Origin of the sequence: Roseixanthobacter liquoris, from assembly GCF_043195135.2 — a bacterium.
Lineage (GTDB): Bacteria > Pseudomonadota > Alphaproteobacteria > Rhizobiales > Xanthobacteraceae > NCEH01.
In genome coordinates this window covers 3,094,203-3,107,275 of the sequence record NZ_CM195537.1, presented here as the reverse complement: position 1 = coordinate 3,107,275, position 13,073 = coordinate 3,094,203, and the positions used below count along the sequence as shown (strand labels likewise).

The 13,073-nt window shown below is 66.5% G+C and carries 9 protein-coding genes and 1 tRNA gene; 7 read left to right on the top strand and 3 right to left on the bottom strand.

What is annotated here, in order from left to right; translation table 11 throughout:
• Window positions 1-108 precede the first annotated feature (108 nt).
• Both V5F84_RS13905 and V5F84_RS13900 read right to left on the bottom strand, forming a co-directional pair.
• Window positions 109-1,962, bottom strand: coding sequence for an ABC transporter ATP-binding protein (locus V5F84_RS13905; RefSeq protein ID WP_394044896.1), 1,854 nt, complete (start codon window positions 1,960-1,962; stop codon window positions 109-111).
• 118 nt (window positions 1,963-2,080) lie between these two features.
• Window positions 2,081-2,154, bottom strand: a tRNA-Cys gene (locus tag V5F84_RS13900).
• A gap of 252 nt (window positions 2,155-2,406) precedes the next feature.
• Here V5F84_RS13900 and V5F84_RS13895 point away from each other — a divergent pair.
• The 6 genes from V5F84_RS13895 to V5F84_RS13870 all read left to right on the top strand — a co-directional run bounded on the left by V5F84_RS13895 (window position 2,407) and on the right by V5F84_RS13870 (window position 10,675).
• The gene (locus V5F84_RS13895; RefSeq protein ID WP_394044894.1) at window positions 2,407-2,970 is read left to right on the top strand and encodes a hypothetical protein; all 564 of its coding nucleotides are present in this window, start codon (window positions 2,407-2,409) and stop codon (window positions 2,968-2,970) included.
• 145 nt (window positions 2,971-3,115) lie between these two features.
• Window positions 3,116-3,787 (top strand): protein-L-isoaspartate O-methyltransferase family protein, encoded by a 672-nt coding sequence (locus tag V5F84_RS13890; RefSeq protein ID WP_394044892.1) that lies wholly within the window; start codon window positions 3,116-3,118, stop codon window positions 3,785-3,787.
• A gap of 160 nt (window positions 3,788-3,947) precedes the next feature.
• The gene (locus V5F84_RS13885) at window positions 3,948-5,342 is read left to right on the top strand and encodes a TolC family outer membrane protein (protein ID WP_394044890.1); all 1,395 of its coding nucleotides are present in this window, start codon (window positions 3,948-3,950) and stop codon (window positions 5,340-5,342) included.
• Between the two features lie 572 nt (window positions 5,343-5,914).
• Window positions 5,915-6,502 (top strand): DUF2497 domain-containing protein, encoded by a 588-nt coding sequence (locus V5F84_RS13880; RefSeq protein WP_394044888.1) that lies wholly within the window; start codon window positions 5,915-5,917, stop codon window positions 6,500-6,502.
• A 125-nt stretch (window positions 6,503-6,627) separates the two neighbouring features.
• The gene (locus V5F84_RS13875; protein WP_394044886.1) at window positions 6,628-9,414 is read left to right on the top strand and encodes a valine--tRNA ligase; all 2,787 of its coding nucleotides are present in this window, start codon (window positions 6,628-6,630) and stop codon (window positions 9,412-9,414) included.
• A 325-nt stretch (window positions 9,415-9,739) separates the two neighbouring features.
• Window positions 9,740-10,675 (top strand): tetratricopeptide repeat protein, encoded by a 936-nt coding sequence (locus V5F84_RS13870; protein ID WP_394044884.1) that lies wholly within the window; start codon window positions 9,740-9,742, stop codon window positions 10,673-10,675.
• A 68-nt stretch (window positions 10,676-10,743) separates the two neighbouring features.
• Here the strand turns inward: V5F84_RS13870 and xth are convergent, their stop codons facing one another.
• Window positions 10,744-11,532, bottom strand: coding sequence for an exodeoxyribonuclease III (gene xth / locus V5F84_RS13865; protein WP_394044882.1), 789 nt, complete (start codon window positions 11,530-11,532; stop codon window positions 10,744-10,746).
• A gap of 131 nt (window positions 11,533-11,663) precedes the next feature.
• Here xth and V5F84_RS13860 point away from each other — a divergent pair, with 131 nt between their 5' ends.
• A complete protein-coding gene (locus tag V5F84_RS13860) occupies window positions 11,664-13,070 on the top strand; it encodes an MBOAT family O-acyltransferase (protein ID WP_394044880.1) in 1,407 nt (468 codons plus the stop codon).
• The last annotated feature ends 3 nt before the right edge of the window (window positions 13,071-13,073 follow it).

Below are 13,073 nucleotides of genomic sequence, written 5' to 3'. Positions count from 1 at the left end.
GCGATATAGCAACCGTGTGCCGGCTTGTGAAGACATAAACCGCGATAATTGCGCGGGGCTTGTGAAAAGCCTGGGGGTATCTCCTCCAAGCCTTTGTTTTCAAAGGCGTCAGGCCGAGAGCAAGGTCGGCGCTTCGCCCGCGGCGTCGGTGCGTTCGCCCTGAGCTTCGCCCTTGTGTTCGTTCTCGTGGGCGAACTGCATCTGGTAGAAGCTGTAATAGCGCCCGCGCTTGGCCATCAGTTCGTCGTGCCGCCCGCTCTCCACCACATGGCCGCCGTCGACGACGCAGATCTTGTCGGCGCGCACCACGGTCTGGAGGCGGTGGGCGATGACGATGGTGGTGCGGCGGCTTTGCAGGGCCACCAGGGCCTTCTGGACTTCCGCCTCGGATTCGCTGTCGAGCGCGGCCGTGGCCTCGTCCAGCAGCAGGATCGGCGCATCCTTCAGGAAGGCGCGGGAGATGGCGATGCGCTGGCGCTGGCCGCCGGAGAGCTGGGCGCCGTGCTCGCCCACCTGGGTGTCGTAGCCGTGCTCGAAGCTCATGATGAAGTCATGGGCGTGCGCCGCCTTGGCCGCCGCGATGATTTCCTCCTCGCTGGCGTCGGGGCGGCCGAAGCCGATGTTTTCCTTCACCGTGCCGGAGAACAGATAGACATCCTGGCTGACCAGGGCGGACGCGGCGCGCACCGAGGTGCGCTTGAACTGCGTCACGTCGTGCCCGTCGATGGTGACGGTGCCGGCGGTGGGCGTATAGAATCGCTCGATCAGGCTGATGATGGTGCTCTTGCCGCCGCCGGAGGTGCCCACGAGGGCGGTGGTCTGGCCGGGCTCGGCCGTCAGCGAGATGCCGCGCAGCACCGGTTCGCCGGGGCGATAGGCGAATTCCACATCCTTGAAATCCACCCGCCCCGGGCCGACGGGAAGCAGCGGCATGTCCGCCGGCTCCTGTTCCGCGCCCGGCGTGTCGAGGATCTCGAACAGCATGTTCGTGCCGACCATCATGCCGGCCAGCTCCACGTTGAAGCGGGCGAGGCGCTTGGCGGGCTCATAGGCCAGCAGCAGCGCCGTGAGCACCGAGAAGAATTCGCCGGGCGTCTTGTTCAGCACCACCACGTTGTAGCCGGCATAGAGAATCACGCCGGCGATGGCGAAGCCGCCGAGGGTCTCCATCAGCGGGCTCGACTTGGCCTGGGTCTTCATCAGATTGTTGGAGGCGCGCTCGACATCGTCCACATAGCTGTAGACCCGCCCGCGCATGATGGTTTCCAGCGTATAGGCCTTCACCGTGCGCACGCCCTGGATGAATTCCATGGCGGTGGTGTTGAGCTTGATGCCGCTGGCGAACTCGCGCTTGAAGATGTTCTTCGCCTTCTTCACCAGCTTGCGCGTGCCCATGACCGCGATCGGCATCACCACCAGGGCGACGATGGCGAGGAACGGGTCCTGCAGGATCGCGACCGTCACCAGGGCGATCAGCGAGAGCATGTCGCGGCCGATGGAGGTGATGACGAGATTCAGCGCGTCGCGCGCCGAGTTCGCGCCGATGGAGAAGCGCATGGTGATGTCGGCGGTGTGGCGCGCGGCATAATAGGTGACGTCCTGGTCCAGGAGGCGGTTGAAGATCCGCTTCTGGTTGTCGGCGACGATGCGGTTGCCGACCTTGGCCATGGTCACCGACTGGGCATAGGCGGAAATGCCCTTCACGGTGGAGAGCAGCATCATGGCGATCGCCACCGCCCAGACCGCTTCGGCGGTGGGATGGACGAAAATCGAATCCACCGCGGACTTCATGAGATAGGCCATGGCGCCGGTGGAGGCGGCCATCAGACCCATGAAGCTGAACGCTGTCGCGTACCCTTTCCAGTGCCGCCGGCCGTCGGAGATGAACAGGCGATGGATGAGCCGCATGGTCTCATCTTTTTGCATGTAGGCGCCGAGGCGCTTCAGCGGCGAAATGCTCATCAAAATCTCCGGGCACGATCCGCGTGCCACGCCCATGCTTCGCCACTCGAGCGGCGGTTCAGTTTCGTGCATCCGGGCGAGATGGGCATCGCATAAGGGAAAGTGCCGCGCACGAAACTGGAGGCCACGCCCGGAATCGAACCGGGGTGCACGGATTTGCAGTCCGCTGCGTAACCACTCCGCCACGTGGCCTCGTAGCGGCGCTAACTAAAGCAGTCGGCCCCCTGGGGCAAGGGGGGCCTGTGGGTAGCCGCGTTCCGACCTCCTGTGCGCGGCCCGCGCGGGGGCCGGCCATGGTCCGCGTGCCCCCCGTCGCGTCCAGCGGGCGGCCCGCCGGGGCGCGACGACAAAGCTCAGGCTTGGCGCTTGCGCGCGCGCTGACCGTCCGGCAAGCCACACCCGTTCCGTCTCGCAGGAAGACGGACGCTTCGGGAGACCAAGCCCATGAATATGCGCAAACTCCTCGCCGCCGGCACGCTCGCGCTGCTGCCGACGCTGGCGCTCGCCGCCGATCCGATTCTCACCGTGGCCTTCGTCGTGAAGACGACGATCTCGGCCAAGGTGTCCGCCGTGGATGCCAAGACCCGCGTGATCACCCTCGTGGGCCCGGAAGGGAACTGGGTGGCGATCAAGGCCGGCGACGAGATGCAGAACTTCCCGCAGATCAAGGTGGGCGACATCGTCACCGCGGGCATGGAGCAGGCCACCGAGATCCAGGTCGTGCATCCCAACGACGGAACGCCGATCCCCACCGACGTGAAGACCCTGGACGGCGCCCCCGCCGGCGCCCGCCCGGCGGCAATCGTCACCGACCGCCGCGAAATCGCCGCGACCGTCACCGCCGTCGCCCTCGACACCCGCACCGTCACCGTCAAGGGCCCGGGCGGCAACGAGGTGTCGGTCCAGGTTCCCGAAGGCAAGGACGAGTTCAAGAAGATCAAGGTCGGCGATCATGTGATCTTCCGCCAGATCACCATCGCCGGCATTGCCGATACGGCAGCCAAGTGAGCCGCTGACGCGCGAGGCGCCAAGCCGCGCCGGATGCCGGAACGCAAGCCGCCGGGCTCGCGTTCCGGCGACTTGCAAAAGCGGCAGGTCTGTGGCTCTTGCAGGGCAGGGTTAAACCGTCACGGCAGCGGTCGGAGGGCCAGAGATGATCGATTTCGCCGAATTGCGTCGCGGCATGGTGGACGGCCAGGTTCGCGCCAATGATGTGACCGATCCGCGGATCGTCAGCGCCATGCTGGAGATTCCGCGCGAGCGCTTCGTGCCCTCGGATTTGAAGTCCCTCGCCTATATCGACGACGACCTCGTCATCCGCCCCGCCCGCGCCGGTTCGCCCGCGCGCTATCTGATGGAGCCGATGGTCCTGGCGAAGCTGCTCCAGCTGGCCGACGTGCAGCCGGACGATCTGGTGCTCGATATCGCCGTCGGCACCGGATATTCGGCGGCCATTCTCGGGCGGCTGGCAGGGCAGGTGGTCGCGCTCGACGACGACGCGGAGCTGATCGCCGAATCGACCGCAATTCTCGCCGACCTCTCCGTCACCAATGTCGCCGCCTTCCAGGGCGCGCTGACCGCCGGCTGGGCGCCCGAGGCGCCGTATGATGTGATCTTCATCAACGGTTCGGTCGAAATCGTGCCGGAGGCGCTGTTCGCCCAGCTCAAGGAAGGTGGCCGGCTCGTGACCGTGGTGGGCCACGGCGGCGCGGGCCGCGCGGCGGTGTTCACCAAGGTGAACGGCGCCATGAGCGAGCGCGTCGTGTTCAACGCCGCCGTGCCGCCTCTGGCCGGCTTCGAAGCCCCGCCGCGCTTCACTTTCTGACCCACCTGTGGCGCATCTGCCGCGGTTGCGAGGAAAAGCGCCGAGGTATCGAACCGGTCGGTTCCCTCCGACCGGACAGGCAGTTAAGGTCCGCTTAAGTTCCGCGCGTCAGGCGCCGCACTCTTTGTCGTGCGGCCTCGCGTCGGTCGGGGAGATATTCATGTCGCTTGCGACACATGTTCGCCGACGCATTCTTGTTCTGGCCGCCGCCTCCGCCCTGGGCGCGACGGCGTGGTCCGGCAGTGCGTCCGCCCAAACGCTCGAAGCCGCTCTGGCTGCCGCCTACATCAACAACCCGACCTTGAACTCGCAGCGTGCCGGAACGCGCGCCGTCGACGAAAACGTGCCGCAGGCTTTGTCGGGCTATCGGCCCAACATCACCGCCGGCGTGAGTGCAGGCAGCGAATATGCCCGCTCCAAGGCGTCGGGCGTGAGCACCACGGGCACCCTGGTGCCGCGCTCCGCCAACCTCACCGTGACCCAGACCATCTTCAACGGCTTTCTCACCGCCAACACGACCCGCAACGCCGAATCGCAGGTGAAGGGCCAGCGCGAACTGCTGCGCAACACCGAGCAGAGCGTGCTTCTGAACGGCGTGACCGCGTTCATGGACGTGATCCAGGGCATCGCGCTCCTGGAATTGCAGCAACAGAACCTCGCGGCCCTGAACCAGGAACTGCGCGCCACCCGCGACCGCTTCAACGTGGGCGAAGTGACCCGCACCGACGTGGCGCAGGCCGAAGCGCGCGTCGCCAGCGCCCAATATCAGGTGGCGCAGGCGATCGCGAACCTCTCCTCCTATCGCGCGGTCTATCATCAGGTGATCGGCGTGGAGCCGGGCAAGCTGGTGCCGCCCTCCACCGCCGTGGAACGTCGCCTGCCGCCCAAGCTCGACAGCGTGATCGGCGCCGGCCTTGCGCAGAATCCGGCGATCCTGGCAGCGCAGTTCGCCGTCGACGCCGCGAACTTCAAGGTCCGCATGGCGGAAGGCGGCCTCGCCCCGAACCTGAACGTGCAGGGGCAGGTGCTGCAATCCTACGACCAGAGCCAGGCCGTGGATTCGAACTTCGGCGCCGCGGTGACGCTCAATCTGTCGGTTCCGATCTATCAGGGCGGCGCGGAATATTCCGCCATCCGGCAGGCCAAGGAATATCTCACCCAGGCCCGCATCGAGGTGGATGTGAACCGCGACGCGGTGCGCACCCAGGGCGTCCAGTATTGGGGCGCGCTCGAAGCCGCCAAGGCGCAGATCGAGGCGGCGCAGTCCCAGGTCGCCGCCAACACGCTCGCCCTGGAAGGCGTGCGCGAGGAATGGCGCGTGGGCCAGCGCACCACCACCGACGTGTTGAACGCCCAGACCGACCTGACCAATTCCAAGTCGGCCCTGGTGATCGCCCAGCGCGACCGGGTGGTCGCGGCCTATTCGCTGGTGTCGGTAATCGGCAAGCTGGACGCGTTGTCGATGGGCCTGAAGGTCCCGGTCTACGACCCGAAGGTGCACTACCAGCAGGTTCGTGACAGCTGGTTCGGCCTGCGCACGCCCGACGGAAAGTGAGCCGGATGCGCTGGCGGGCTTGATCGCCGGGGCATGTCGTGATGCCATGCTGAAAGATAGGTGCGATTCTGGCGTCCCTGATCAATCGTAGCGTCGCGCGCGGTTTGAAGGACGTCTTCGGCCGAGGTCGAGACATGTCCGCAAACCCGAAGCCGCAAGAGCCCTCCATGGACGAGATCCTGGCCTCCATCCGCCGGATCATCTCGGACGACGATGCTCCCGCCCGCCGCGAGGCCACGCCGCCGACGAAGGACGTCCCGCCCCGTCGCGGGCTCGGGGACGACACGCGCTTCGCCCCCACGGCCCGGCCGGAACCGCCCCGCCGCGGGGACGCGCAGCGCCCCGAGGCTCCGCGTCCGGAGGCGTCGCGTGCCGAGTCCTCTCGCGCCGAGCCTTCGCGTCAGGAGGGAGTCCGGCAGGATTTCTCTCGGCAGGATTTCGCTCGTCAGGACTCGCTTCGCCAGGAGCCCGCGCGGCAAGAGTCTTCGCGACATGAGTCTTCCCGGCATGAGTCTTCGCGGCCGGACCCGCTTCGCGGGGACTTGCCCCGTTCGGACTCGCCCCGTTCGGACATGCCCCGCGCAGACGCTTATGCCGCCGATGCGCGACCCATGCCGGCCCGTCCCCAGCCGCCCCGGGATGCCGCCGCCCGCGAGAGCGCTGCGCGCCATTCCGACAGCGACCCGTTCGCCGAGCCCTTCTCGCCCGGCCTCGACCGCTACGACGACCCGGCCAGCGGGTGGGATGAGACCGGCGGCGCGGCCTCCATGCCGTATCGCGAGGATGAGGACATGGCAGATTACCCCGCTCCCGGTGCCACCCCGCGCGCGCCCCACGCCCAGCCGGCGCAGCCCGCCGCGCCCCGTGCCGATGGCGCGGCCCGCCCCGCCGCGCCGCGCGCTGCGGAACCGGCCGCCCGCCCGTTCGCCGATGCCCAGCGCCGCAAGGAGCTTCTGTCCCCCTCGGTCGATGCGGTGGTGGCCGCTGCCTTCGAATCGCTCGGCGACATGGTCCTGCCGAGCCACGAGCGCACGGTCGAGGATCTGGTGAAGGAAATCCTCCGGCCGATGCTGAAGGAATGGCTGGACGCCAATCTTCCGGCCATCGTCGAGCGGCTCGTGCGCGCCGAAATCGAGCGGGTGTCGCGCACCGCGCGCTGACCCTTTCGCACCCTCGGAATTGCCCCTTGTGCGGCGGCCCCGTTGACGGCGGGGCCGCCGTACGGCTTTAAGGCGCACGTCCAAAGATCACGATGCCGGGCGCGGCGCGCCCGTGGAGCTTGCGCATGCTGGAAAAAGTGTTCGATCCCGCCGCCGTGGAAGCGCGCATCTCCGCCGCCTGGGAACAGGCGCAGGCGTTCCGGTGCGGGCGACCCGAGCGCAAGGATGCGCCCGGCTTTTCCATCGTCATTCCGCCGCCGAACGTCACCGGCTCGCTGCACATGGGCCATGCGCTGAACAACACGCTCCAGGACGTGCTGGCGCGCTACGAGCGCATGCGCGGCAAGGACGTGCTCTGGCAGCCGGGCACCGACCATGCCGGCATCGCCACCCAGATGGTGGTGGAGCGCCAGCTGGCCCAGCGCCAGGAGCCGAGCCGCCGCGAGATGGGCCGCGCCGCCTTCATCGAGCGGGTGTGGGCCTGGAAGGAAGAATCCGGCGGCACCATCGTCAACCAGCTGAAGCGCCTCGGCGCCTCCTGCGACTGGTCGCGCGAGCGCTTCACCATGGACGAGGGGCTCTCCCGCGCCGTGCTGAAGGTGTTCGTGGAGCTGCACCGCGCGGGGCTGATCTACAAGGACAAGCGCCTCGTCAATTGGGACCCCAAGCTCCTCACCGCGATCTCGGACCTCGAGGTCCAGCCGATCGAGACCAAGGGCAACCTGTGGCACCTGCGCTATCCGGTGGAGGGCGAGGACGGCCGCTTCATCGTCGTCGCCACCACGCGCCCCGAGACCATGCTGGGCGACACCGCGGTCGCGGTGCATCCCGAGGATGAGCGCTATGCCGATCTGGTCGGCAAGTTCGTCATCCTGCCGCTGGTGGGCCGTCGCATCCCCATCGTGGCGGATGACTATTCCGATCCGGAAAAGGGTTCGGGCGCGGTGAAGATCACCCCGGCGCATGATTTTAACGATTTCGAGGTGGGCCGCCGGCATCATCTGCCGATGATCAACATTCTCGATGCCGAGGCGCGCATCGACGTGGCCGACATCCGGGACGATTTCGCCGCCCGCCGCGACGCCTATGTGGACGATCCCGATTTCGGTGGCGTGCTGACCCTGCTGAACGGCACCGACCGCTTCCTCGCCCGCAAGCAGATCGTCGAGCTGCTCACCAATCTGGAACTGCTGGAGAAGATCGAGCCGCATCCCCACGTGGTGCCGCACGGCGACCGCTCAGGCGTTGTGATCGAACCCTGGCTGACCGACCAATGGTATGTGGACGCCAAGACGCTGGCCCAGCCGGCGCTCGCGGCGGTGCGCGAGGGGCGCACGGGCTTCGTGCCCAAGAATTGGGAAAAGACCTATTTCGAGTGGCTGGAGAACATCCAGCCCTGGTGCGTCTCGCGCCAGCTCTGGTGGGGCCACCAGATTCCGGCCTGGTACGACCCGTTCGGCAATGTGTTCGTGGAACTGGACGAGGATCAGGCGTTCGAGGCCGCGCTCGCCCACAATGTCGGCGCGGAGAATCTCACCGGCGAGGAAGCGCAGGCGCTGATCGACGATGCGGAGAAGCGCGCCGCCTTCCTCACCCGCGACGAGGACGTGCTGGACACCTGGTTCTCCTCCGCGCTCTGGCCCTTCTCCACCATGGGCTGGCCGGACGAGACGCCGGAACTCGCCAAATTCTATCCGACCTCGGTCCTGGTGACCGGCTTCGACATCATCTTCTTCTGGGTCGCCCGGATGATGATGATGGGCTTGCACTTCATGCCCGACGTGCCGTTCAAGGACATCTATATCCACGCCCTCGTCCGCGACGAGAAGGGGGCGAAGATGTCGAAGTCCAAGGGCAATGTGATCGATCCGCTGGACCTGATCGACCAGTATGGCGCCGATGCCCTGCGCTTCACGCTGGCCGCCATGGCCGCCCAGGGGCGCGACATCAAGCTCGCCACCTCGCGCGTCGAGGGCTACCGCAATTTCGCGACCAAGCTCTGGAACGCCGTGCGCTTCGCCCAGATGAACGGCTGCGAGCGCGTGGAGGGGTTCGATCCGGCGAAAGTGGACGGTACGCTCAACCGCTGGATCATCGGCGAGGCCGCGCGCGCCACGGCCGAGCTTGAGGCGGCGCTTGCCGCCTATCGCTTCAACGATGCGGCCGGCGCGGTCTATCGCTTCATCTGGAACGTGTTCTGCGACTGGCACCTGGAACTGGCGAAGCCGGTGCTCGCCGGCCCCGACGGGGCGGGCAAGAGCGAGACGCGCGCCACCACGGCCTTCGTGCTCGACGTGGCGCTGAAGCTGCTGCACCCCTTCATGCCGTTCCTGACCGAGGAATTGTGGGCCCGCACCGGCGAGCAGGGGCCGGCGCGCGAAGGACTTCTCGCCCTCGCCCCCTGGCCCGACCTCTCGGGCCTCGAAGCGCCCGATGCGGAGGCCGAGGTGGGCTGGGCGGTGGATCTCATCACCGAGGTGCGCTCCGTGCGCGCCGAGATGAACGTGCCCGCCGGCGCACAGGTGCCGCTGGTGCTGGTGGAAGCGTCCGCCGCCACCCAATTGCGCGCGAAGGTGTGGGACGAGGCCATCCGCCGGCTGGCGCGGCTCTCCGACATCACGCTCGCCGATGCCATGCCGGGCGAGTCCGTGCAGATGGTGGTGCGCGGGGAAGTGGCGGCCTTGCCGCTCGCCGGCATCGTCGATCTCGCCGAGGAACTGACCCGCCTGCGCAAGGAAGAAGGCAAGCTCGACCAGGAAGTGGCGCGCATCGACGGCAAGCTTTCGAATGCCGCGTTCGTCGCGCGGGCGCCCGAGGAGGTGGTCGAGGCCGAGCGCGAGAAGCGCGAGGAATATCTCGCGCGGAAGGAGAAAGTGCTCTCCGCCATCGCGCAATTGTCGCGCACCCCCTGACACGTTTCGGCCCGCACGCGCCGGGCCGAAAACTGTGACAGCCGAGCAACACTCGGACGCATTCAAGCCGCGCACCCCGCGCGCGGCGGATTGCGCCGCGAAGCCGCCACAAAACGGCGTGTAATCGAACGCCTGCACATGGCGGGTTCAGTTGCTCGGAAAGTCTTTCCGGCCGCCATGTCGAGGGTGATCCCGGATGACAGGGCATAAGGCCGTCTGCGGTCTATTGATTGCGGCAAAAGCGCAGGGGCGCCCAGGAGAATCCTCGGCTTGGCCTTGGCGCGGCCCCGATCTCGCCCCCCCGTCGTGGCACCTTTCCTCAATCATGGTTAGCAAGAGCCGTTCCCTGCTGAAGCGTCGCGCGTCCCATGTCGGGCGTTGCGCGTGCGCGTCCCGGCCGGCGAAACGTCCCTATCGGGAGACGTTCGCTGCGGCCCTGCTGCTGTGCGGCGTGCTGGCGAGCCCGGCGCTCGCGTTCGACGGCAATGCCCAGTCCGATCACACCGTGCCCGAGCAATTGACCCCGCCGGCCGATGTGCCCGGCACCCCCGGCGTGCGCCCGGTGGACGAGGCATTCCGCTCCGGCGCGCAGGCCCTGCGGCTCGGCCAGACGGCGAAGGGCGTGGATGCCCTGCGCTATGCCGCCGACCAGGGCCACCCCGCCGCCCAGTGGAAGCTGGGCCGCATGTATGCAGATGGCGACGGCGTGAAGCGCGACGACATCAAGGCGTTCGAATATTTCAGCCGGGTCGCCAACAGTCATGCCGAGGATTATCCCGGCACCGCCCAGGCGCGGTTTGTGGCGAGCGCGTTCGTGGCGCTCGGCGGCTATTATCTCCAGGGCATTCCCAATTCCTCGGTGCGGCGGGACGCGGGACGCGCCCGCGACATGTATTCCTACGCCGCATCCTATTTCGGGGATTCGGAGGCTCAGTACCGGCTCGGCAAGATGTATCTGGACGGGGTGGGCGCGCCGCGCGATCCGCGCCAGGCGGCGCGCTGGCTGATCCTGTCGTCCCAGAAGGGGCAGTATGAGGCCCAGGCCCTGCTCGGCAACATGCTGTTCCGGGGCGATGAGGGCATCAGCCGGCAGGGCGCCCGCGGCCTGATGTGGCTGACCCTCGCCCGCGACGGGGCGGCGGCCCCGCAGGACAAATGGGTGGTCGACCTCTATGAGGACGCCTTCGCCGAGGCGACGCCCGAGGAGCGCGAACAGGCGCTGCAATATCTCGAACAATGGCTGAAGACCGCGCAGCGCTGAACGCGCGGCACGGTTTGAAGGGCGGGCAGGGCGATTTACCCCGAACCGGCCCCGAGCGAGCGGCGTGTTCAGGCCGCGATCTTGAGATCCACCCACACCGGGACATGATCGGACGGCTTTTCCCAGGCCCGCACATGCTTGTCGATGCCGGCCGCGATCAGCGTGTCGGCGGCCTGGGGCGACAGAAGCAGATGATCGATGCGGATGCCGAGGTCGCGCTGGAAGGCGCCGGCCTGATAATCCCAGAAGCTGTAAAGCTTGGCGCTGTCCGAGGTCGCCCGCACCGCATCCACCAGGCCGAGATGGGTGAGGGCGCGGAAGGCCTCCCGTGTCTGCGGCAGGAACAGGGCGTCATTGACCCAGGCGGAGGGGTCCGCCGCGTCGGCCGCCGTCGGAATCACGTTGAAATCGCCGCACAGCAGGAGCGGCTCTTCCAGCGCCAGCCGGTCGGCGGCGAAGGCGTGTAGGCGGTCCATGAAATTGAGCTTGTAGGGATATTTCTCCGAGCCGACCGGGTTCCCGTTGGGCAGATAGATGCAGCAGACCCGCACCGCGCCGCCCTTGGTGGAGATGACGGCCTCGATGAAGCGGGCCTGCACGTCCTCGTCATTGCCGGCGAGCCCGTGGGTGACATCCTCCAGCGGCAGTTTGGAGAGCATGGCGACGCCGTTGAAGGTCTTCTGCCCGTGTACCGACACATTATAGCCGAGCGCCTCGAACGGCTCACGGGGGAACGCCTCGGTCTGGCACTTGATTTCCTGGAGGCACACGACGTCCGGCTGCGCCTCGCTCAGCCAGCGCACGGCATGGTCCAGTCGCTGGCGGATGGAGTTCACGTTCCAGGTGGCGATACGCATCGGTCACACTCCCGAGAGAAGTGGCAGGATAGTGCAGAGCTGCCGCCGCGCAAACCAGGATTGAGGCTTGCCTGACGCGCGAAAGGATGCCATTTCCAATCGCTTCTCGTGACGCTGTTGGCCCCGATCGTATGACCTTCGCATCCATTCAGTTTCTATTCTATTTTCTTCCGCTCTTCCTGCTGCTGTATTTCTCGGCGAAGCAGATCAAGACGAAGAATTTTATTTTCGTTGTCTTCTCACTGATTTTTTATTCGGTCGGATACACGCCGCACCTATTGATTCTGCTGTTTTCCATTGCGGTGAATTATTATGTCGCTCTGGCGGTGGATCGGAACGAAGGCGAGCGTCGCAAGCGTTTCCTTATCCTGGGCGTGATTTTCAATGTCTTGATGCTCGGATTTTTCAAATATACCGGCTTCCTGATCGAAAATCTGGACTTCCTGCTGCATCCGCTCGGCATCTATATCGTCAATCCTAATATTGCCCTGCCGCTCGGCATCTCGTTCTATTCATTCCATGCCATTTCCTATATCGCGGACATCTACAAGGGCCGGGTGCGCGCCAATCGCGATCCGTGGGAATTCATTCTTTACATGACCATGTTCCCGCAATTGGTGGCGGGCCCGATCGTGCGGTATTCGCTGGTCGCCCACCAATTGTCCGACCGGCGCACCACCTGGGGCCGCTTCTCCGCCGGCGCCCGGCTGTTCGCGCTCGGCCTCGCCTGGAAGGTGCTGATCGCCGACGAGGTCGCGCGCATGGTGGACGCCGTGTTCGACGGCACCTCCAACCCGACGCTGCTGGAGGCCTGGACCGGGGTCTATGCCTACGCGATCCAGATCTATTTCGACTTCGGCGGCTATTCCGCCATGGCCGTGGGCCTGGGCGTGATGGTGGGCTTCACGCTGCCGCGCAACTTCCGCATTCCCTACGCCGCGCTCAGCATCACCGATTTCTGGCGCCGCTGGCACATGAGCCTGTCGTCCTGGCTGCGGGATTACGTCTACATCACGCTCGGCGGCAACCGGCGCGGCGTGGCGCGCACCTATGCCAATCTGTGGGCGGTGTTCCTGCTCTGCGGCCTGTGGCACGGGGCGAGCTGGAATTTCGTGATCTGGGGCGCCCATCACGGCGCCTTCCTGGTGATCGAGCGCGCCGGGCTCGGCAAGGTGCTGAAGCGCCTGCCGGCGGCGTTCGCCCACATCTACACGCTGCTGGCGGTGTTTCTGGGCTGGGTCTGGTTCCGCGCCGAGACGTTCGAGGGCGCCATCGCCATGTTCCAGGGCCTGTTCGGCTTCAATGGCGTGGGCGGATACAGCGTGGCGTTCGGCTTCGGGCTTTACCCGCTGTCCATCGCCGCGCTGATCGTCGGCGGCATCATCGGCCTGTGGAAGTGGCCGCGCATCCGCTGGTCGCCGGCGATGAAGCCGCTGCTCGCGGTGGGCGATTATGTGATGATCGCCCTGCTGATGCTGTTCAGCGTGGTGTGGATCGGTGGCGGAATGGGCACGCCCTTCCTCTATTATCGGTTCTGAGGC

What these genes read in the sequence shown, in the direction of transcription:
- V5F84_RS13875 (WP_394044886.1), top strand. Translation starts at nt 6,628, where the DNA reads ATGCTGGAAAAAGTGTTCGATCCCGCCGCCGTGGAAGCGCGCATCTCC.
- xth (WP_394044882.1), bottom strand. Translation starts at nt 11,532, where the DNA reads ATGCGTATCGCCACCTGGAACGTGAACTCCATCCGCCAGCGACTGGAC.
- V5F84_RS13860 (WP_394044880.1), top strand. Translation starts at nt 11,664, where the DNA reads ATGACCTTCGCATCCATTCAGTTTCTATTCTATTTTCTTCCGCTCTTC.
- V5F84_RS13895 (WP_394044894.1), top strand. Translation starts at nt 2,407, where the DNA reads ATGAATATGCGCAAACTCCTCGCCGCCGGCACGCTCGCGCTGCTGCCG.
- V5F84_RS13885 (WP_394044890.1), top strand. Translation starts at nt 3,948, where the DNA reads ATGTCGCTTGCGACACATGTTCGCCGACGCATTCTTGTTCTGGCCGCC.
- V5F84_RS13890 (WP_394044892.1), top strand. Translation starts at nt 3,116, where the DNA reads ATGATCGATTTCGCCGAATTGCGTCGCGGCATGGTGGACGGCCAGGTT.
- V5F84_RS13870 (WP_394044884.1), top strand. Translation starts at nt 9,740, where the DNA reads ATGGTTAGCAAGAGCCGTTCCCTGCTGAAGCGTCGCGCGTCCCATGTC.
- V5F84_RS13880 (WP_394044888.1), top strand. Translation starts at nt 5,915, where the DNA reads ATGCCCCGCGCAGACGCTTATGCCGCCGATGCGCGACCCATGCCGGCC.
- V5F84_RS13905 (WP_394044896.1), bottom strand. Translation starts at nt 1,962, where the DNA reads ATGAGCATTTCGCCGCTGAAGCGCCTCGGCGCCTACATGCAAAAAGAT.